This is a genomic window from Dyella sp. GSA-30 (genome assembly GCF_027924605.1).
In the GTDB taxonomy this organism is placed as follows: Bacteria; Pseudomonadota; Gammaproteobacteria; order Xanthomonadales; family Rhodanobacteraceae; genus GSA-30.
The window spans coordinates 1,575,658-1,595,402 of record NZ_AP027042.1; the positions used below are offsets into that span (position 1 = coordinate 1,575,658).

Annotated in this window: 15 protein-coding genes; 7 read left to right on the forward strand and 8 right to left on the reverse strand. The window is 62.9% G+C overall.

The window, feature by feature from the left end; translation table 11 throughout:
* Positions 1 to 38 precede the first annotated feature (38 nt).
* The 7 genes from QMG46_RS06900 to QMG46_RS06930 all read right to left on the reverse strand — a co-directional run bounded on the left by QMG46_RS06900 (position 39) and on the right by QMG46_RS06930 (position 12,082).
* Positions 39 to 2,117, reverse strand: coding sequence for a prolyl oligopeptidase family serine peptidase (locus tag QMG46_RS06900; RefSeq protein ID WP_281852830.1), 2,079 nt, complete (start codon positions 2,115 to 2,117; stop codon positions 39 to 41).
* 202 nt (positions 2,118 to 2,319) lie between these two features.
* On the reverse strand, positions 2,320 to 3,582 hold the full coding sequence (locus QMG46_RS06905) for a cation:proton antiporter domain-containing protein (protein WP_281851756.1): 1,263 nt from the start codon (positions 3,580 to 3,582) through the stop codon (positions 2,320 to 2,322).
* 342 nt (positions 3,583 to 3,924) lie between these two features.
* Positions 3,925 to 5,484 (reverse strand): DUF389 domain-containing protein, encoded by a 1,560-nt coding sequence (locus tag QMG46_RS06910; RefSeq protein ID WP_281851757.1) that lies wholly within the window; start codon positions 5,482 to 5,484, stop codon positions 3,925 to 3,927.
* 197 nt (positions 5,485 to 5,681) lie between these two features.
* A complete protein-coding gene (locus QMG46_RS06915; protein ID WP_281851758.1) occupies positions 5,682 to 7,730 on the reverse strand; it encodes a sodium-translocating pyrophosphatase in 2,049 nt (682 codons plus the stop codon).
* 113 nt (positions 7,731 to 7,843) lie between these two features.
* The gene (locus tag QMG46_RS06920) at positions 7,844 to 10,081 is read right to left on the reverse strand and encodes a glycoside hydrolase (RefSeq protein WP_281851759.1); all 2,238 of its coding nucleotides are present in this window, start codon (positions 10,079 to 10,081) and stop codon (positions 7,844 to 7,846) included.
* Positions 10,082 to 10,195: 114 nt separating this feature from the next.
* Entirely contained in the window at positions 10,196 to 10,624 is a 429-nt protein-coding gene (locus tag QMG46_RS06925) for an RcnB family protein (protein WP_281851760.1), read from the reverse strand.
* Positions 10,625 to 10,810: 186 nt separating this feature from the next.
* Positions 10,811 to 12,082, reverse strand: a complete 1,272-nt coding sequence (locus QMG46_RS06930; RefSeq protein WP_281851761.1) for a 6-phosphofructokinase — start codon at positions 12,080 to 12,082, stop codon at positions 10,811 to 10,813.
* 184 nt (positions 12,083 to 12,266) lie between these two features.
* Between QMG46_RS06930 and QMG46_RS06935 the strand changes: the two genes are divergently transcribed.
* From QMG46_RS06935 to QMG46_RS06960, 6 genes are all read left to right on the forward strand, one after another.
* Positions 12,267 to 12,851 (forward strand): adenylate kinase, encoded by a 585-nt coding sequence (locus tag QMG46_RS06935; RefSeq protein WP_281851762.1) that lies wholly within the window; start codon positions 12,267 to 12,269, stop codon positions 12,849 to 12,851.
* An 83-nt stretch (positions 12,852 to 12,934) separates the two neighbouring features.
* Complete coding sequence (gene mpl, locus QMG46_RS06940) at positions 12,935 to 14,290, forward strand: UDP-N-acetylmuramate:L-alanyl-gamma-D-glutamyl-meso-diaminopimelate ligase (RefSeq protein WP_281851763.1); 1,356 nt, start codon at positions 12,935 to 12,937, stop codon at positions 14,288 to 14,290.
* A 29-nt stretch (positions 14,291 to 14,319) separates the two neighbouring features.
* On the forward strand, positions 14,320 to 14,910 hold the full coding sequence (locus tag QMG46_RS06945; RefSeq protein ID WP_281851764.1) for an LON peptidase substrate-binding domain-containing protein: 591 nt from the start codon (positions 14,320 to 14,322) through the stop codon (positions 14,908 to 14,910).
* 32 nt (positions 14,911 to 14,942) lie between these two features.
* The gene (locus QMG46_RS06950) at positions 14,943 to 15,764 is read left to right on the forward strand and encodes an SDR family oxidoreductase (protein WP_281852831.1); all 822 of its coding nucleotides are present in this window, start codon (positions 14,943 to 14,945) and stop codon (positions 15,762 to 15,764) included.
* 10 nt (positions 15,765 to 15,774) lie between these two features.
* On the forward strand, positions 15,775 to 16,194 hold the full coding sequence (locus QMG46_RS06955; protein WP_281851766.1) for a VOC family protein: 420 nt from the start codon (positions 15,775 to 15,777) through the stop codon (positions 16,192 to 16,194).
* 274 nt (positions 16,195 to 16,468) lie between these two features.
* A complete protein-coding gene (locus QMG46_RS06960; protein ID WP_281851767.1) occupies positions 16,469 to 17,809 on the forward strand; it encodes a sigma-54 dependent transcriptional regulator in 1,341 nt (446 codons plus the stop codon).
* 127 nt (positions 17,810 to 17,936) lie between these two features.
* Here QMG46_RS06960 and QMG46_RS06965 read toward each other — a convergent pair whose 3' ends face one another.
* On the reverse strand, positions 17,937 to 18,146 hold the full coding sequence (locus QMG46_RS06965; RefSeq protein WP_281851768.1) for a hypothetical protein: 210 nt from the start codon (positions 18,144 to 18,146) through the stop codon (positions 17,937 to 17,939).
* Between the two features lie 354 nt (positions 18,147 to 18,500).
* On the opposite strand from QMG46_RS06965, the gene QMG46_RS06970 reads away from it, so the two are divergent.
* Positions 18,501 to 19,736 carry an acetylornithine transaminase gene (locus QMG46_RS06970; RefSeq protein WP_281851769.1) on the forward strand — a complete coding sequence of 412 codons (1,236 nt, stop codon included), beginning with the start codon at positions 18,501 to 18,503 and terminating at the stop codon, positions 19,734 to 19,736.
* The last annotated feature ends 9 nt before the right edge of the window (positions 19,737 to 19,745 follow it).

The window sequence follows — 19,745 nt, forward strand, 5'->3', positions numbered from 1 at the left end:
CCGGGGAGGTGCGCGACCAAACGTGTCGTAAGGGACGTCTACTTTACGTGCTCCCAGAGATAGGTGTACCCCAGCGCGTTCATAAAGGCCGATTGTTTGTTGTCCGCCGCCGCACCATGGCCGCCCTCGACGTTCTCGTAGAAGCTTGCGTCGTAGCCCATCGATTCGAGCTTGGCGTACATCTTGCGCGCATGCACCGGGCCGACGCGGTCGTCGCGCGTGGAGGCGGTGAACAGCACGGGCGGGTATTTCTGGTCCGGCTTGGCGTTGTAGTACGGCGAGAAGGTCTTGATCCAGGCCCATTCGTTCGGCTTGTCCGGATCGCCGTACTCGGCCATCCACGAGGCGCCGGCCGACAGATGGGTATAGCGCTGCATGTCGAGCAGGGCGACCTGGCTCACCACCGCGCCAAACAACTGCGGATACAGGGTGAGCATATTGCCCATCAGCAGGCCGCCGTTGCTGCCGCCCATCGTGCCCAGGTGCTGCGGCGAGGTGATCTTGCGGTCGATCAGATCCTGTGCCACCGCGGCAAAGTCTTCATACGCGCGCAGTCGGTTGGCCTTCAGGGCCGCCTTGTGCCAGCGCGGACCGTATTCGCCGCCGCCGCGGATATTGGCGATGACATAGACGCCGCCCTTTTCCAGCCATGCGCGACCCACACCGCCGCTGTAAGCGGGCTGCAGCGAGATTTCGAAGCCGCCGTAGCCATAGAGGAGTGTCGGGTTCTTGCCGTTGGCGGCCAGGTTCTTCGGCGCGATCTCGAAATAAGGCACGCGGGTGCCGTCTTTGGAGGTGGCGAAATGCTGGCTGACCTCGAACTTCGATGCGTCGAAGAAGCTCGGGCTGTTCTTCAGTACCGTCGGCTCGCCCTGTCCGACCACGCCGTAATACAGCGTCGTCGGCTGCAGGAAGCCGCTGACAGTCAGGAAATAATCATCGCTGGTGTCGTCGTCGATACCGCCTGCAGCGATCGTCGACAGCTTCGGCGCACCGCCCAGGCTCTCGCGCTTCCACGCTCCTTCTTGTGGCGTCAGCACCTCGATCCGGTTCACCACGTTGTCCATCACGTTGAGGATCAGGTGATGGCGCGTCCACGAATAGCCGTCGAGTGCGGTGGTGTCGGTGGGCTCGAACAGCACGGTGATCTCGCGCTTGCCGGCCATGTAGTCGTCGAACTTGGCGGCCAGCAGCGAGCCCGATTTATAGGTCTTGCCGCCGACGTTCCAGTCGCTACGCGGTTCGATCAGCAGCCATTCGCGTTCTGTCGACGTGTTGGCGTCGTTGGGTACGTCGATCTTGGTGAGCTTGCCGTCCTTGCCGCGCAGATAGGTTTCGCTGTCGTAGAAGGCGAGCTGGCGGGTGACGAAGTCGCGTTGGAAGCCGGGCGTGTTGTCGCGATACGCGCCGACCGCCATATCCTCGTGCTTGCCTTCGTACACGGTGGTGGCGCTGGACAGCGGGGTGCCGCGCTTCCATTCCTTGACGATGCGCGGATAACTCGATGTCGTCATCGAGCCGGTGCCGAAGTCGGTACCGACGTAGATGTGGTCGTCGTCGATCCAGGCCACGTTGCTCTTGGCCTCCGGCAGGACAAAGCCGTCCTTGACGAACTGCTTGGTGGTGAGATCGAACTCACGCACGACGTCGGCATCGGCGCCGCCGCGCGACAGCGAGACCAGGCAGCGGCGATAGTCCGGCTTCAGACATTGCGCGCCATGCCATACCCAGTTTTCGTTTTCGGCCTTGGACAGCGCGTCCAGGTCGATCACGGTTTCCCAGGTCGGCTGCGCCTTGCGGTATTCAGCCAGCGACGTGCGACGGAACAGGCCTTTCGGATGTTCCTTGTCGCGCCAGAGGTTGTAGAAGGCGTCGCCGATCTTGTTGACCATCGGAATGCGCTCGTTCGAATCGAGCACCTCCAGCAGGCGCGCATCGAGCTGCTTGAACTCGGGTGTCTGCGCATACGTGTCGACGGTCTTGGCGTTTTGCTGATGGACCCAGTCCAACTGCTTGGCGCCGTCGATATCTTCCAGCCACAGGTTCGCATCCGGCGATGCGGCGTTGGCCGACGCGGGGTGTGCGGCGGGTTGGGGTGGTGTGCTTGCTTGACTCATGCCTGCAACGATCGTGGTGACCAAAAACGCGATGGCGCGCTTATTCACGGCTGTCCTCCATGGTGCGAAAACCCAAGCGTGCCAACCGGCCCGCCCGCTCTTGTCTGAATCAGTCTTGTCTGGATCAAGCCCTGATTGGATCAGGCTTCGAGCGGGTCGTCATATGTATAAAGGCACTCCCGCCCCGATCAAGCCCAATCTTTCAGTGGGGGCCGCGCTCAAGAGGCCTTGGGTGTGCCGGCGCCGGCTGCGCGGCAGGGCCGGCGAACAGGCGGATCAGCGGGCTGGTCATGAACGTCGTCACCAGGGCCATGATCAGCAGCATCGTGAAAAGCGGGGGCGCGATCACGCCGGCGTCCAGGCCCACTTTCATGACGATCAGCTCCATCAGGCCGCGGGCATTCATCAGCGAACCGGTGGCAAAACTGTCGCGCCACCCGAACCCTGCCAGCCGCGCGCCGGCAGCCCCGCCCAGCATCTTGCCCGCAATGCCGGCGAGCAGAATGATCGCCAGCGCACCCAGACCGGCCCCGACGAAGGCATCGCCGGTGGTGTTCAAGCCGGCAAGCGCGAAAAAGATCGGCATCAGTGCCGCGACGGACACGTATTCCAGACGTTGCACCATCGCCTTGAGCAGCCGGTCGTCGCGGGGCAGGCAGGCACCGAACAGGAAGGCGCCGAAGACTTCATGCAGGCCGAGCCACTGGGTCACCGCCGCGCAGCTGAAAACCCCGATCAGGATCGCCGCCAGCACGGTCACCGAAACCTGGCCTTCCGGCGCCCGCGTACGCAGCAGCCACGCGTAGAGCGGGCGCAGCATCAGGAAAACGACGGCGCTGAACACGATCAGGCCAAGTACGGTCTTGAAGAACCCTGTGTATCCCGTATGCGTGCCAAGCATGGCGACCACCAGGGCCAGCATGATCCACGCGAACACATCGGCCATCGCCGCGCTGCTCAGCGCGAGTTGCCCGAGCGGTGTCTGGGTCAGTCCACGGTCCTTGAGGATGCGCGCCAACACCGGAAAGGCGGTGATCGACATGGCTACGGCCATGAACAGCGCGAATGGCCAGAACGCGACACCTTGCGGTGCCAGCGAATACAGCAGCGGCGAGATGCCGATGCCCAACGCAAAAGGCAGCAACAGGCTCAGCGCACCCACCATGCCCGCCGAACGAATCTGCTGGCCGATGCCGTTCGGTGCACGCAGCTCCGCGCCGACGATAAACATGAAAAGCACCAGGCCGAGCGTCGATAGCGATGTCAGCCCAGGCAACGCGGCAGGGGCGAATAGATAGGCATGGATGTCCGGGAACCATGCGCCGAAAACGATCGGCCCAAGCAGAAAGCCCGCCGTCATCTCGCCGATGATCGGAGGCTGACCCACATAGCGCAGCAGCAGGCCGCAAAGACGTGCGACGCCGATGATGACGATGAGCTGCAGAAACAACGGACTGTGCGGCATGCGGCCTCCCTGACCGACTTGCGACGATGGCCATCCGGCGGCCAAGTGACGGAGCATGCCATGGACAGGTGCGGTTTTGACGCTGAGAGGTTTATCCGGCGGCTGTCATTTGGAGGGGGCGACCTCAGGGAAACTCTAAAAAACCTTTCCTATTCGTCATCCCGGCGAAGGCCGGGATCCATTCCTCGACCTCCACTTGTCAGACAACGTGTGGCAAGCATCTGCGCTGAGGAATAGATCCCGGCCTTCGCCGGGATGACGAATAGGGGAGCCCAAGGCAATTCGAGCTCCCTTTCAGCTGAAGCCGCTCCTACAAACGCAGGAGGCTTTTCGAGATTTGGATCAATCCGCCCCAGGATCCACCACATAAACAAAAACACTCCGAAACGGATCGACACCTTCCTCGGCTTCGCGACGCTGCTGGTCGGGCAAGGGATAACTCGCGCCAGTGACGACATGCAGACCGGCGGCTTCGAGCGATTGACGAACTTGCGCCGCACGCTGTTCGGCCAGATCGGCCGGGCCGTGCCCATCGGTGCTTGCGCGTCCTTCCACGGCGACATCATGTACACCCCAGCGCTGCAAGGCCCAGATGGTATTTTCCAGGGCGGCCTGTTGCGCCGGTCCGATCTGAGCAGAGCCACGCTCGAACAGCACAGGCGGTAAGGGGCGCGGCGGCGGCACGATCTGGATCGTCCAGCCCGGCAATTGCGTTCCGAGCTGATCTTCCATCTGCCGCAATGTCGCGTTGGACGCCGCCGATGTGGGCGCCAGCATCAGCGTGAGCGTCTTTGTCTGCGCGTTGCTGCCCGAACTCAACAGTGGCAGCGGGAAGTGCTTGATGACGACGCTGGTTTCGTCATCCAGTGTGGCGACGGTTGCAGGTATCGATGCACCTGGAATGTTGGCGCTCAAGGCGGAACGTCCCAGTTCGGTCTGCGTCGGATCGGAAGTGATCATCGGATTCAAACGCAAGGTCAGCCCGCTGGGCAGTGCCGACTTGAGCGCTTGATGCAGTGCCGTGTCTTCGTCCATCCCGTAATGCTGTGCCGCGAACGTCACATCGAGCACCTTGCGGCTGTCGTCGAGCTGCATGTCCAGCACACGCACCGATTGATTCGACAGGGTGCTGGTCAAGGTGCTGCGCACGGTACCGAGCAAACGCGTCTGTTGTGCGATATCGCCCAGAGCATGTGCCAGCGGCCAGCCCAAAGGCAGCAGCACCGCAAAGCCCACCACGATCTGCCAGGCCACCGCGTGCCGTGTGGCGCGACCGCTGAAGCCGTACCAGGTGCACATGAGGGTGGTACTCAAGGCGATCGTTGCCAGGTTGGTGGTAAACAGCAGCAACGCGCCTTTGGAAATCCCCCACTGGGCCACTGCGATACCGAAGCCCACCGTTGCCATCGGTGGCATCAGTGCGGTCGCGATCGCCACGCCCACGATCGTGCCGCCGCGGTTGCGGATCATCGCGTAACCGCCAGCGAGGCCCGACAGCGTGGCGGCGATCATATCGAACAGATTCGGCGTGGTGCGCGCCAGAATTTCCGGCGTGGGCGTGCGTAGCGGCGACAGCCAAACGATCAGGATGGCGACGCCGAGCGCCAGGCTCATGCCCGCCAGCAAGGTGCCGAGTGAGCGGAATACCCGGTTGAGATCGAGCGTGGCGATGCCCAGGCCAAGCCGCACGATCGGGCCCATCAACGGGGACACCAGCATCGCGCCAATGATTACCGACACCGAATTGCACAGCAGGCCGATGGTGGCGATGCCCGAGGCCATCGTGCACATGAACAGATAACTGCCGCGCAGCTCACCTTCGCTGTCGATCGACTCGGAGACTTCCGCGCGGTCGGACATGGCCACCTGCAACTGCAACCATTCACGAATCGTCTTGAACATGAGAAACGCCTCAACAATGCATAAGAAACCTGAAAGCCAGGCATGACGTGCATTGCCGGCATCCTTGCCTCCGCGCAGCGACGCTGCGGGGTCGTTCGCGCCGGAATCTCCTTTGGCGCGGCCGCATTATGTCCCAAGCGCGTAAAAGAAAAAGCCCCGGCGAACCGGGGCTTCTCAGGTCACGTTTCCGTAGTGGCTCAGAGCAGCGGAATCAGCAGCAGCGCCACGATATTGATGATCTTGATCAGCGGATTGACCGCCGGACCAGCGGTGTCCTTGTACGGATCGCCCACGGTGTCACCCGTGACGGCGGCCTTGTGCGCATCCGAACCCTTGCCGCCGTGATGACCGTCTTCGATGTATTTTTTGGCGTTATCCCAGGCGCCGCCGCCGGTAGTCATCGAAATGGCTACGAACAGGCCGGTGACGATCGTGCCGATCAGCACGCCGCCCAGCGCCTGCGCGCCGGCTTCGGCACCGCCGAGCCATTTGAAGCCGAATACCACCACCACCGGAACCAGCACGGGCAGCAGCGAAGGCACCAGCATTTCCTTGATCGCCGAGCGGGTAAGCATGTCGACCGCACGCGAGTAGTCGGGCTTGGTCGTGCCTTCCATGATGCCGCTGATCTCGCGGAACTGGCGGCGTACTTCTTCCACCACCGAGCCTGCCGCGCGACCCACCGCTTCCATCGCCATGGCGCCGAACAGATACGGAATCAGGCCGCCGATCAGCAGGCCGATGATCACGTAGTGATTGGACAGGTCGAAGCGGACCTCAGGGAGATTCAGGTGCTGGGTCAGGTTATGCGTGTAGTCGGCAAACAACACCAGCGCAGCCAGGCCGGCCGAACCGATCGCATAACCCTTGGTGACCGCCTTGGTGGTGTTACCGACCGCATCGAGCGGGTCGGTGACGCCACGAACTTCCGGCGGCAGTTCGGCCATCTCGGCAATGCCGCCGGCGTTGTCGGTGATCGGGCCGTAAGCGTCCAGCGCCACCACCATGCCGGTCATGCTGAGCATGGCCGTGGCTGCGATGGCGATGCCGTAAAGCCCGCACAGCGCAAACGAACCCCAGATCGCGGCGCACACGGCCAGTACCGGCAGCGCGGTCGACTTCATCGACACGCCCAGGCCGGCAATGATGTTGGTCGCGTGGCCGGTCGTGGATGATTTCGCCACGTGCTGCACCGGACCGTATTCGGTAGCGGTGTAGTACTCGGTAATCACCACCATCGCGCCGGTCAACGCAAGTCCGATCAGTGCGCAACCGTAGAGATGGCCGACACCGTAGGAAGAGGCACCCATCAACTGGCTGGTGATCGGCCAGAACGCGATGGCGGCGAGGATCGCCGAGACCGCGACGCCGGCATACAGCGCGTTCATGATCTTCGGGCCGCGCGCCTTGACGAAGAAAGTGCCGATCACCGAAGCGATGATCGAGGCGCCGCCCAGCAGCAGCGGATACATCACGCCCCATTCGCCGGTCTGCTCGGCCAGCACGCCGCCCAGCAGCATGGTGGCAATCAGCGTGACCGCATAGGTTTCGAACAGGTCGGCGGCCATGCCGGCGCAGTCGCCGACGTTGTCGCCCACGTTATCGGCGATCACCGCCGGGTTGCGCGGATCGTCTTCCGGGATGCCGGCTTCGACCTTGCCGACCAGGTCCGCGCCGACGTCCGCACCTTTGGTGAAGATGCCGCCGCCAAGACGCGCAAAGATCGAGATTAGCGAGGCGCCGAAGGCCAAGCCAACCAGTGCATGCAACGCACGCATGCCTTCATAGCCCATATGACGCAGGATGCCGTAGTAACCGGCGACGCCAAGCAAGCCCAGGCCGACCACGAGCATGCCGGTAATCGCACCGCCTCGAAAGGCCACCTTCAGCGCGGCAGCCAGACCGGAGCGGGCAGCTTCAGCGGTACGCACGTTGGCGCGCACTGAAACATTCATACCGATATAACCGGTGGCGCCGGAAAGAATCGCGCCGACCGCAAAACCGATCGCCGTGCCCCAGTCCAGCGCAAAACCGATCACCAGGAACAACACCACACCGACGCCGCCGATCGTGGCGTACTGGCGATTGAGGTAAGCGCGGGCTCCTTCCTGGATCGCTGCCGCGATCTCCTGCATGCGCTCGTTACCTGGCGATTGGGCCAGAATCCAGCGCACCGAGAGCGCGCCATACAGAATCGCTACTACCGCACACGCCAGCACGATCCACAAGCCATACTGCTGCAGCATCGGAGCCTCCCACTCGTGTTGTGAACCGCCCCGGCTGGGGCGGTTACACGGAGTATAGGCAGACGTTAGCTCGCAAAGTGTTGTGCGCCGCAACGCGCGGCACTATCGGGCGATCAATTGACCGGATCGTTCGCGCGGTAATCGGACACGCCACCCTGGTTGTCGGTGGCGACAACGGTGTACGGCGAGATACGCATGTTGCCGACCTTGCGTTCGGTTGCGGAGAAATTCGCGCGCAGGAAGCTGCCGTCGGCAAAACGGGTTTCCTGCAGCAGGCGGTCGTCGGAAAGCCAGCGAAACTTGGTCAGGGCCTGGGTAGCGAGGCGTTGATGCAATGGACGGAAAAACGTATCCATGCGCCGGATCAGCGGCAATCGCTGTTTCAGCGTACCGGCGCTCAGGTGGTACAGCGGCGGGACGTTGTAGAGCAACTGGGCCAGTTCGTTCTCGCGCCTTACGTTACCCAGCTTGAGATTGTCGGTATGCCAGTGGTGCGTGGTGATGATCGAATCGTGAAATACAGCCTGGTAAAGGGGCAAGCGGGTCTGCGGCGCGAAGTGAATGTGTTGATAGAGCGGTTTGGTGGGCACTGTCTTGAAGAAGACAGTCGGTTGTTCGGGCGGATAATAAGAGCCCATGAAATAACGCGAGTTCGGGTTTTTCTTCTGGCTTTGCCCGACATCCGGATCGCTCCAGCCGATCACAGGCGTTTGCATGCCGTGAGCGAACGCCAGGCCGCCCGCGGTGGTGGCATTGCCTCCCTCGGAGCCGACGGGCAAGTGCATCTGCCGGGCAATCCAGGCCATCGCATCGACATTGTCGCGCGCGTGTTGCGCGAGGCTCAGCGTGGCGCCGGGGCGATAGCTCTCGAACACCATGCCGGTTGCATAGGCATCGAGGAACCAGCTGTTGAAGCCGGCACGCTCCTTGATGGCCACTACTCGTCGTTTGAGTTCGGGTGTGATGCAGCGAGTGTCGGTGTAGCGCCCTTGGCCGAGAAATCCAGACCTTGCGCTGCCATCCTCGCGGATGATTCCACATCGTATATAGGCATCGTTACTCAAGTGCGCTGTCGCCCAATCAGGATTGCTGTCGGACTTGAGCGCGGTTTCGTAAGAGTCGTACGGCGCCACCAGATAGCCTGCATCGACGCTGGCCCGGACCGCCTCAGGGTGCCACAAGCCCGGTTCCCAGCCCTCACCCAGGCCAATCCATAGCCGGGACAGCCCGGCGGCATGCAGCTGCTTCATCGTCGCTATCGAAAGCCCGTCTCCCCATTGTGCCGGGTCGTCCGTCAAGACATGCCCAAAAGCTGCCGCTACCTCGTCACGCAATGGGCCATAGCGCGTGGCCAGCTGCGTCGCATCGGGCCGTCCGGTCTGCCAGGCCGAGCGCGCCTGTGCCAGCAGGGCGTCGTTCAATGCCCGTACAAGCACGTTCTTGCGATAGCCGTCGAGCGGGCCGGTGAGCGTCGAGCGCGCTTCTTTGTCGAAGTGTTTCAGCAGCACGTTGGCAAGCTTGTCCTGGCCCGACAGCGTATGCCGCAGCGCCTCCCAATCGGCCACATCCTTGACGGCAAGCAGGCCGCCGCTCCACAGATAGATATGGCTGGCGCCCAGAAGTTTCTTTGTATCCGGGGTGGCGGCGATCTTCGCGGCCATCGATTCGAACCTGCCCTGGTCCTGCAGCCATTGCCGATAGCGTTGCGCGCCGTCCAGCAAGCTGTCGCCAAGATGCAGCATGAAGACCAGCGGACGCCCGGAATCGAGCCGGCTGAAGCGATGGCTGGCATCGAGTCCGAGTGCGCCATGTTCGTCCTGCCACTGCATGCGATTGCCGAAGGGTTCGAGCAACAGCCAGTGCAGCGAAAATGCTCGGTAGTCCATGCCCCATAAGGGCAGGCTAAGCGCTTCGCTGCTGTCGAAGTCGCTCATTTGTTCAAGTAGAAAGACTCGCCACAACGGATCATTTGCGGGCACGTAATGACCCTCGGCAAGCGGCAGTATCAGGCCGCGACCAAATGCGTCCCCCGGTTGCCGGAGGAATGTCAGCTCACCTGCTGCGCGCGCCTTGATCGTGAAAGTGAGATCGCGACCCGAGAGGGCGACCGAGAACCGATAGGTTCCCTTATCCCATTGCCATTGGGCGTGCGCGTCATCGGAGGCGAGTGCGTTGACATCGTGCTTTTCGACGCCTTGCGACACGCGCATGCTGCGCTGATTTGCGGGCGCGACGTCGATAGCCAGCGTGGTCGGCTCGATCTGTATCTTCCATTGTGCGTTTTGCAGCGTAACCGGTATGGCATTGGCCAGCATCGGTAGCAGCGCGATAAGAAACGCACACTTGCGCATGGTTCGCTTCCTTGAACTTGAAACTTCCGTGATGAAGCTTGTGTACACCAGACCGAGCCGAAAGAAAACGGCGCGATCCGCGCCGTTTTCCTGTGACATGAAACCTGTCCGCGTCTAGCGTATAGCCATGTCGAGAATGACGCCCGTGGCTACGGCAACGAGAAGAAAATCGCTGTCGGAGCGCACCCAGCGATAGCCATAGGGCGGGCGGCGCAGATGGTAGTAGTCCCAATTGTCTACGTAGTAGCGCGGGCCGCCATAATAATGGCCGCGTGCCCAACGACCGTGGCCGTAGTACGGGCCGGGGCGACCGTAGTAGCGCGGTGCCGGGCGGTAATAGCCGTGATCGCGATAGCCGTAGCCGTGGTCGTAACCGCGGCGGTCGCCACGGTCATAGCCGCGATGGTCGCCGCGATAGCCATCATGGCGATCGTAGCCATGCCGGCCCCGGTCATGATCGTGATGATCGTCAGGTCCCGCCACGGCGGCACCTGCGGCAAACAGCATGGCAACAGCAAGAAGCAGGCGCTGGACGGTCTTCATGGGTGTCTCCTGAACGTCGCCGCGAAAGGTTGGCGACAGGCAGGGTCATCGTAGAAACGTGCGCCTGAACGCAGCGCGCAATGATTCGGGGGCCCGCCTTGGCGGTTTGGCTTTCGGTCATGTAATCGTTTCAGGGGACCTCGCTCCTGGCGGAGCGAGGTCATGCATGCGCCAACCTCAATAACCTCAGATAGCAAACGCAGGCAGTTTCTTCTCGATCAATTGGTTGCGCAGCGTCGCATAGCGCGGCAAGCCGTCCTTGCCGTATGGCGGTGGCATTTCGCCCTGAATGAGCGGCGAGAGGTAACGCCGCGCGGCCGCGGTAATGCCGAAACCGTCGCGCGTGATAAAGCCTTTGGGCATCTTCTTTTCGTGATTGGCCACCTTGCTCAGCGGCGCCGGCTCGATCTTCCAACGGTAGGGCGCGTCACTGGTGCGCACGATCACCGGCATCACCGCGTTCTGGCCGGCCAACGCGTATTCCACGGCAGCCTTGCCCACCGCATAGGCCTGTTCGGCATCCGTCTTCGACGCGAGATGACGCGCCGAGCGCTGCAGGTAATCGGGCAGCGCCCAGTGGTATTTGTAGCCGAGCTTTTCTTTCACCAGGCTGGCGAGTACCGGTGCGACACCACCGAGTTGAGCATGCCCGAAGGCATCGCGCGTGCCGGCTTCGGCCAGGAACTGGCCTGCCGCATTGCGGATCCCTTCGGACGCAACCACGGTGCACCAGCCGACCCGTTCCACCGTCGCCTTTACCTTGGCAAGGAAGGCGGTTTCGTCGAACACGTTTTCCGGAAACAGGATGACATGGGGCGGCGCATCGGCGCCCTCGCCGGCCAAGCCCGCGGCGGCGGCGATCCAGCCGGCGTGGCGGCCCATCACCTCCAGAATGAACACCTTGGTCGAGGTGTCGGCCATGGAGGCGACGTCCAGGCTGGCTTCCAGCGTCGAGACGGCGGTGTACTTGGCCACCGAGCCGAAACCCGGGCAGCAATCGGTCACGGCCAGGTCGTTGTCCACCGTCTTGGGCACGCCGATACAGCGGATGTCGTAGCCCATCGCCTTGCCGAGCTGGGAAATTTTCAGTGCGGTATCGGCCGAATCGTTGCCGCCGTTATAGAGGAACCAGCGGATGTCATGGGCGCGCAGTACGTCGATCAGGCGCTCGTACTCGGCCCGGTGGGTTTCCAGCGATTTCAGCTTGTAGCGGCAGGAGCCGAACGCCCCGCCCGGGGTGTGGCGCAGCGCGGTGATGCTCGCCTTGGACTCCTTGGACGTGTCGATCAGCTCTTCGCGCAAGGCACCCAGGATGCCGTTATGTGCTGCGAAAACCTTTACGCCATGCGCACGGGCCGTTTCGATCACGCCGGCCGCGCTGGCATTGATCACCGAGGTGACCCCGCCCGACTGGGCGTAGAGAAGGCGGCCGGTGGGGGATCGGGGGGATGACTTCATGGGGCTGGGCTCCTGCTTGGCGAATGGGGTCGGGCTAGCTAAGTCTTTTACAACAACTAGTTGGCAAAAAACGCGGCCACTATCCGTTTGACGTTACCGGTTGCAGAAGTTAACGTGACCGCTGGTTTTCTTTCTATTCCACCCGCGTGCGCGATGCGCGCGTCTATGGATCTCGTGGAGCACTATGCGACTCGTCCTACTCGGCCCGCCCGGCTCGGGCAAAGGTACCCAGGCCGCCCGGCTGAAGGTTGAACTCGGCGTACCGCACATTTCGACCGGCGACATGTTGCGCGCGGCGGTAGCGGCCGGCACGCCGACAGGCCTCAAGGCCAAGGCGGTGATGGACGCCGGCAAACTCGTTTCCGACGACATCCTGCTGGCCATGCTCGAAGAGCGTCTGTCGCAGGACGACGTCAAGAATGGCTTTATCCTCGATGGCTATCCGCGCAACCTCGCGCAGGCCGATGCGCTGGATCATCTGCTGGCCAAGATCGGCCAGCCGCTGGACGCCGTCGTCAAGCTCGATGTGCCGAGCGAGGCGATCATCGATCGCGTCAAGATTCGTTTCGAAGCCGAGCACCGCAAGGACGACAACCCGGAGGTGGTGCGTGACCGTCTCCAGGTCTACGCGAAGGAAACCGCCCCAGTGGCCGATTTCTTCGATCGTCGCGGCAAGCTGCAGGTGATCAACGGTGTTGGCCATCTGGACGAGGTGACTGCGCGCGTCAGGAGCGCGCTTTCGAACGACTCGGTCGCAGCCAACGGTTGAGCGTTGCACGGGCCGCCGCAAGGCGGCCCGATCGTTTTGGACGTCCAGACGTCCTCCCTCTTTGAAGTTGATACGAGTCGAGCATGCGTCTGCACATCCTGGGCATCTGCGGCACCTTCATGGGCGGCGTCGCCGCGCTGGCACGCGAGCTGGGCGAGCAGGTCGAAGGCTCCGATGCCAACGTCTACCCGCCAATGAGCACGCAGCTCGAATCGCTGGGTATCGAGCTGATGCAGGGCTACAGCGCGGCGCATCTGCAACCGACGCCTGACCTGGTTGTCGTCGGCAATGCGATGACCCGCGGCAATCCCGCTATCGAATACATGCTCGACGAGCAGTTGCGCTACGTCTCGGGCCCGCAGTGGCTGGGCGAAACCGTACTGACCGGTCGCGAAGTGCTGGCGGTGGCCGGCACGCATGGCAAGACCACCACCACCAGCCTGCTGGCGCATTTGCTCGAAAGCGCCGGACTGGCGCCGGGTTTCCTGATTGGCGGTGTGCCCGGCAATTTCGACGTGTCGGCGCGGCTGGGGCAGGGCAAGCCGTTCGTGATCGAGGCGGACGAGTACGACTCGGCCTTTTTCGACAAGCGCTCTAAGTTCGTGCACTACCGCCCGCGCATCGCCATTCTCAACAATCTCGAATACGACCACGCCGACATCTTCCCCGACGTGGCGGCGATCCAGCGCCAGTTCCACCATCTGGTGCGCACGGTGCCCGGCAACGGCCGCCTGATCGTCAACGCGCATGACCATTACCTTGCCGAAGTCCTGACGATGGGCTGCTGGACGCCCGTGGAAACCTTCGGCATCGGTGCCGGCGACTGGCGCGCCGAGCTGATCGAAGCGGATGGTTCCGCGTTTCGCGTGCATCGCGGCGACGCATTGATTGGCGAGGTGCATTGGTCTTTGCTGGGCCAGCACAGCGTGATGAACGCGCTGGCTGCCCTGGCGGCAGCCAACGCGGCAGGCGCCGACCCACGGGCATTGCTGCCGTTCTTCGCGACGTTCCAAAGCGCGAAGCGCCGGATGGAGCTGGTGGGCGACGTCAACGGCGTGCGTGTGTACGACGACTTTGCGCATCACCCCACCGCGATCGCCACCACGTTGGCCGGCCTGCGCGCGAATGTCGGCAAGGCGCGGATTCTGGTAGCGCTGGAGCCGCGTTCGAACTCCATGCGCCTGGGCGCGCATGCCGATGGGCTCGCGCCGTCGCTGGCCGACGCGGATGCCGTGGTCTTTCTGCAGCGCCCCGAACTTCCCTGGGACGCACAACGTGTCACCGACGCCTTGCATGGCCGCGGCGCCACCGCGCCGACGGTCGATGCACTGATCGCCGCGCTGCGGGCACAGGCCCGTCCGGGCGACCACGTGGTGTTCATGTCCAACGGCGGTTTCGAGGCGGCGCCGCGGCGTTTCGTGCAGGCATTGTCGGGCTGATTCCGTACACTGCGCCCATGGCCGCTTCCATGCCCACCTTGGACTTGCCGCTGTTCCCGCTGGGTACCGTGCTGTACCCGGGCGGACAGTTGCAGCTGCGCATTTTCGAGCGGCGTTATCTGGACATGGTGCGCGAGTGCGCCCGCACCGGCAGCCCGTTCGGTGTCTGCATGATTCTCGAGGGCCAGGAGGCGGGCTTGCCGGCGATCCCGGCGGCCGTGGGCACCCTGGCGCGCATCGCCGATTTTCATAATCGCGAAGACGGTCTGCTCGGTATCGTCACCGAGGGTGGCGAGCGCTTTCGCGCGCGCCGTACGCGCATCCGCGACGATGGACTGGTGCGTGGCGAAGTCGAGCTGTGGCCGGAGGAGCCCAAGGTATCGGTGCCGGTCGAGTTCGCGCTGCTGGCGACTATCCTCGAACGCCTGATCGACAACATGGCACCGCAGTGGCGGCACGCGCCCCGTAGCGCCTATGACGATGCGGGCTGGGTGGGTTTTCGCCTGGCCGAGTTGCTGCCGTTGCATGCGGACGAACAGCAGCACATGCTCGAGCTCAACGATCCGGTACGCCGCCTGGCCGAACTGCGTGACATCCTGCCGAGATTCCAGAAGGACTAAACTGCATGCCTTCTCTTTATGGCGAGGCGCGCATGAGTTCATTGGCCGGCAAGACCCTGTTCATCACTGGCGCATCACGTGGCATCGGGCTGGCGATAGCGCTACGTGCCGCGCGCGACGGTGCCAATATCGCCATTGCCGCCAAGAGCAGCGTGGCGAACCCGAAGCTGCCTGGTACCATCTACAGCGCCGCTGAGCAGATCGTCGCGGCGGGCGGCAAGGCCTTGCCGATCAAATGCGATATCCGCGAAGAAGCCGAAGTACAGGCCGCGGTCGCGGCGACGGTGGAAGCGTTCGGTGGCATCGACATCCTGGTCAACAACGCCAGTGCGATCTGGCTGGCCGGTGCGCTGGATACGCCGATGAAACGCTTCGACCTCATGCAGCAGGTGAACGCACGCGGCAGTTTCCTTTGCGCGCAGGCCTGCCTGCCGCATCTGCTCCGCTCGGACAATCCGCACATCCTCACGCTCGCGCCGCCGCCTTCGCTCGATCCGAAATGGTGGGCGCCGCATACCGGTTACACCCTGGCAAAGATGGGCATGAGTTTCGTCACGCTGGGTCTGGCTGGCGAGTTCGGTCCGCAGGGTGTCGCCGTCAACGCTTTGTGGCCGCGTACGATCGTCGCCACCGATGCGTTGAACATGATTGCGGGTGTCGCCATCGACCGCTGCCGCAAGCCCGAGATCGTTGCCGATGCGGCACATGCGGTGCTGAGCCGAAGCGCGAAGGGTTTCGCCGGCAACTTCCTTATCGACGAAGAGGTATTGCGCGAAGACGGCGTTCATGACTTCTCGGCCTACGCCGTCGATGCCACGCAGCCTCTTTTGCCCGACCTATTCCTGGAAGCCTAGAAGACCTCTTATGAAGTACCTGCACACCATGATCCGCGTCCGCGACGTCGATGCCAGCTTGCGCTTTTTCTGTGAAGGCCTCGGTTTGAAGGAAAACCGTCGCATGGACAACGCGGCCGGCAAGTTCACGCTGATCTTTCTGGCCGCGCCGGAAACGCCGGACGCGGAAATCGAACTGACGCACAACTGGGACTCGCAAGAGGACTATGGCAGCGCGCGCAACTTCGGCCACCTGGCGTTCCAGGTCGAGGACATCTACAAGACCTGCGCACACCTTCAATCGATGGGTTACACCATCAACCGCCCACCGCGCGACGGCCACATGGCTTTCGTGCGCTCGCCGGACCTGATTTCGGTGGAGTTGCTGCAGAACGGGCATCTGCCGCCGCAGGAACCCTGGGCGTCGATGCCCAACACCGGCGTTTGGTAACGCTGGGCGCCAGGGCACGAGGGGCGTTCAGCTCCCTCGTGCCGCTAGGCCATTCGTTCTACCGAACGCCCCCGTATTCGGGCTTCCGTTCGAGTGCAATGCCCCGTTTTGACCAGTAGCTGTCATCCACGCCGGTGTATATTGTGTGATGCATATCACGCTTTAGTAACAGTCGCACCCGGTTAATAACCGGCGCCGTACCGGCCAGGTGTTGAAGGGAAGGGGGCCTCGACCTGGTCGCGACTTTTGACCCGATTTGGGTTTGGGAGGAGCGATGGCTGCAATGGGGGATGACGCCAAGCGCTGCGTTGTCTGGTTCGGCCGTCCAGCCGAACAGGAACGACAACAGCTGGCGAATGCGGGATGGATCACCCGCGTAGCCGAAGCCGACGGGCAAGGCGGAGTAGGACGTCGTAATGGCGACATCGTGGTGGCGTTGGCGGATCTGCGCGACACGAGCGCGCAGTCCGTGCAGGCCATGGAGCGGTTGATGGCAGAACATCCTCGCCTGCCGTGGCTGGCGCTGGTGTCGCCGGATATGCCGACGCTGGAGTCGCCGTTCGAACGTATACTTCAAGCGAGCATGGATTTCTTTACCGACCCGCTGGATGTCGAGCGCCTGCTCGACGCACTGCGACGTCTCAGTGGCGAGCTGCGCTTGCAGTCGCAGCATGACGCGCTCGGTATCACCGGCGACAGCGAAGCTACCTGCGCGGTGATCGCCAGCGTACGCAAGTACGCGCCGGTCGAACTGCCGGTACTGATTACCGGCGAAACCGGTACCGGCAAGGAAGTGGCCGCGCGCGCCTTGCATGCGTTGTCGGTGCGTTCCGATCGGCCGTTCGCCGCGATCAACTGCGGTGCCCTGCCGCCCAACCTGGTGCATTCGGAACTGTTCGGGCACGAACGCGGTGCCTTCACCGGCGCCAATGCGCGCCGTATCGGGCATTTTGAAACAGCAGCGGGCGGCACGGTGTTTCTCGACGAAATCGGCGATCTGCCGCTGGATGCGCAAACCAATCTGCTGCGCTTTTTGCAGGAAGGTACGGTCGAACGCGTCGGGTCCAGTCAATCGATCAAATTGGACGTGCGCGTGCTGGCAGCCACGCATGTCGACCTGGAAAAGGCCGTCGCACAGGGCCGTTTCCGTGAGGATCTCTATTACCGCTTGAACGTATTGCGCCTGCGCATGCCGGCCTTGCGCGAGCGAGGCGATGATGTCGAATTGCTGGCACAGCAATTTCTCGATGCATTCCGTGAGCAGCACAGCAGTCACGCCCGTGCATTCAGTCGGTCGGCGCGCCAGGCGATGCGCAACTTCGCCTGGCCGGGCAATGTGCGTGAGTTGCTCAATCGTGTGCAGCGCGCGGCGGTGGTGGCCGAGGATGCATTGATCAGCGTGGCGGATCTGGATTTATCCGATGTGTCGGCATCCACGGCAGCACGTTCCAGTCTGGGCCATACGCGGGTGGCCGCCGAGCGCGACGCGATCATCGCGTGCCTGCGCGAAAGCCATTTCAATATCAGCGAGTGTGCGCGTCGCCTGAAGGTCTCGCGGGTGACGATCTATCGGCTGTGCAAGAAGCATCAGCTTGCGCTCGACGAACTGCGCTGAAAGAGCCCGACCCCAAAAAGAGGAAGGCCCCCGACCCGCAGGGGACGGGTCGGGGGCTTCCATTGGTGCCCCGGCTACAGGGGTTGCCGGGTTACCGCCCACGTTGCCACCGGCATAGCTCGATGGCTTAACTCATAAGCCGACGCATCAGCAGCGGCTGCTCGCCATCTGCGTCGACGCTCGAATCGTCCTGGTCTGAACCTTCTTCAGAGGAGGTCTGCGCGCCCTCGTGCACATCACCCGCATGTGCACGAATCGCTGCCAGTGTGGCAGCGAGGCTCGCCAGTGATGCCGCCGCGATCTCGCGATGCGCGTTGGATTTGTGCGGGCTCTCCATCGTCGCTCCCCTATCCGTGTTGCACAGGAGTGATGGCAATCGGCATGCCAAGCGAGAAAATGGCTCAACTGCGCCATTTTTCGGCAAATCGCGTCGAATTTCGAAGGGGTGTCGTATTGCGCGCGTTACAGCTGAGCGGCCGGCGGCGCGCGTGTCGACCCCTGAAAAATGGCGTGGTTGTCGCGTTTTTCGGTGGGTGTAACAGGGTTGATACAGCTTGCCAGCTTGTTACAGTGTCGACGTGCAAAGCAGGGTCGCTAGCCGTACGATGTATGTCCGATGCGGGCGCCCCAGGGCCGCATTCATCCCCTTTGACCGATGTGGCGTCGCCCTGGCGATGCCTGGAGCACTTTCATGCAATCGCAAGACGGTTCGGCACAGTCACTCATCGATCTCGGCAAGCGCTATTGGCTGCCGGTGTATCGACCGCGCGACCTGGTGCTCGACCACGGCAAGGGCGCGCGCGTGTGGGACACCACCGGCCGCGACTACGTCGACCTGGGTGGCGGCATTGCGGTCAACGCGCTCGGCCACCAGGACCCCGATTTGCTGGAGGCGCTGACCACCCAGGCGCAGAAGCTCTGGCACGCCAGCAACGTGTTCTACACCGAGCCGCCGCTACGGCTGGCCGAGGAACTGGTCGAGGCCTCCGGCTTTGCCGAGCGCGTCTTCTTGTGCAACTCCGGTGCGGAAGCCAACGAGGCGGCGATCAAGCTGGTGCGCAAGTGGGCAACGGCGCAGGGTCGTCCTGCGGACAAGCGCGTCATCATCACGTTCCGCGGCTCGTTCCATGGCCGTACGCTGGCCACGGTAACAGCCACCGCGCAGCCGAAGTACCAGGAAGGCTACGAGCCTCTGCCCGGTGGCTTCCGCTATCTCGATTTCAACGATGCCGCCGCGCTGGAAGCCGCCTTTGCCCAGGGCGATGTGGCAGCCGTCATGCTCGAACCGGTGCAGGGCGAAGGCGGCGTGCTGCCGGCCACATCCGGTTTCATCCGGCGCGCGCGCGAATTGTGCGACCAGTACAACGCCTTGCTGGTGCTGGACGAAATCCAGTGCGGCATGGGGCGCACCGGCACCTTGTTCGCGCATACACAGGATGATGTCACCCCCGATATCGTCACCCTGGCCAAGGCGCTGGGTTGCGGCTTCCCGATCGGCGCCATGCTCGCTGGTCCGAAGGTGGCCGAGGTAATGCAGTTTGGTGCGCATGGCACCACCTTCGGCGGCAATCCGATGGCGGCAGCGGTGGCGCGTGTCGCGCTGCGCAAGCTTTCCTCGCCGGAAATCCAGGCCAATGTGGACAACCAGGCGCAGGTGCTGCGCGACAAGCTGGCCGTGCTCAACAGCGAGCTGAATATCTTTTCGGAAGTTCGCGGTCGCGGGCTGATGATCGGCGCCGTGCTGGCCGATGCGTACAAGGGCAAGGCCGGCGACATCCTCAACTACGCTGCTGCGCATGGTTTGCTGGTGCTTCAGGCCGGACCCGATGTATTGCGTTTCGTGCCGCCGCTCAATATCGGTGAGGAAGACATGGCCGAAGGTGTGAAGCGTTTGGGCGATGCGTTACGGGCGTTCGTCGCTGGCTGATGGCTGCGG

What these genes read in the sequence shown, in the direction of transcription:
- QMG46_RS06960 (WP_281851767.1), top strand. Translation starts at nt 16,469, where the DNA reads ATGGCTGCAATGGGGGATGACGCCAAGCGCTGCGTTGTCTGGTTCGGC.
- QMG46_RS06905 (WP_281851756.1), bottom strand. Translation starts at nt 3,582, where the DNA reads ATGCCGCACAGTCCGTTGTTTCTGCAGCTCATCGTCATCATCGGCGTC.
- QMG46_RS06915 (WP_281851758.1), bottom strand. Translation starts at nt 7,730, where the DNA reads ATGCTGCAGCAGTATGGCTTGTGGATCGTGCTGGCGTGTGCGGTAGTA.
- QMG46_RS06920 (WP_281851759.1), bottom strand. Translation starts at nt 10,081, where the DNA reads ATGCGCAAGTGTGCGTTTCTTATCGCGCTGCTACCGATGCTGGCCAAT.
- QMG46_RS06900 (WP_281852830.1), bottom strand. Translation starts at nt 2,117, where the DNA reads ATGAGTCAAGCAAGCACACCACCCCAACCCGCCGCACACCCCGCGTCG.
- QMG46_RS06965 (WP_281851768.1), bottom strand. Translation starts at nt 18,146, where the DNA reads ATGGAGAGCCCGCACAAATCCAACGCGCATCGCGAGATCGCGGCGGCA.
- mpl (WP_281851763.1), top strand. Translation starts at nt 12,935, where the DNA reads ATGCGTCTGCACATCCTGGGCATCTGCGGCACCTTCATGGGCGGCGTC.
- QMG46_RS06935 (WP_281851762.1), top strand. Translation starts at nt 12,267, where the DNA reads ATGCGACTCGTCCTACTCGGCCCGCCCGGCTCGGGCAAAGGTACCCAG.
- QMG46_RS06945 (WP_281851764.1), top strand. Translation starts at nt 14,320, where the DNA reads ATGCCCACCTTGGACTTGCCGCTGTTCCCGCTGGGTACCGTGCTGTAC.
- QMG46_RS06925 (WP_281851760.1), bottom strand. Translation starts at nt 10,624, where the DNA reads ATGAAGACCGTCCAGCGCCTGCTTCTTGCTGTTGCCATGCTGTTTGCC.
- QMG46_RS06930 (WP_281851761.1), bottom strand. Translation starts at nt 12,082, where the DNA reads ATGAAGTCATCCCCCCGATCCCCCACCGGCCGCCTTCTCTACGCCCAG.
- QMG46_RS06950 (WP_281852831.1), top strand. Translation starts at nt 14,943, where the DNA reads ATGAGTTCATTGGCCGGCAAGACCCTGTTCATCACTGGCGCATCACGT.
- QMG46_RS06970 (WP_281851769.1), top strand. Translation starts at nt 18,501, where the DNA reads ATGCAATCGCAAGACGGTTCGGCACAGTCACTCATCGATCTCGGCAAG.
- QMG46_RS06955 (WP_281851766.1), top strand. Translation starts at nt 15,775, where the DNA reads ATGAAGTACCTGCACACCATGATCCGCGTCCGCGACGTCGATGCCAGC.
- QMG46_RS06910 (WP_281851757.1), bottom strand. Translation starts at nt 5,484, where the DNA reads ATGTTCAAGACGATTCGTGAATGGTTGCAGTTGCAGGTGGCCATGTCC.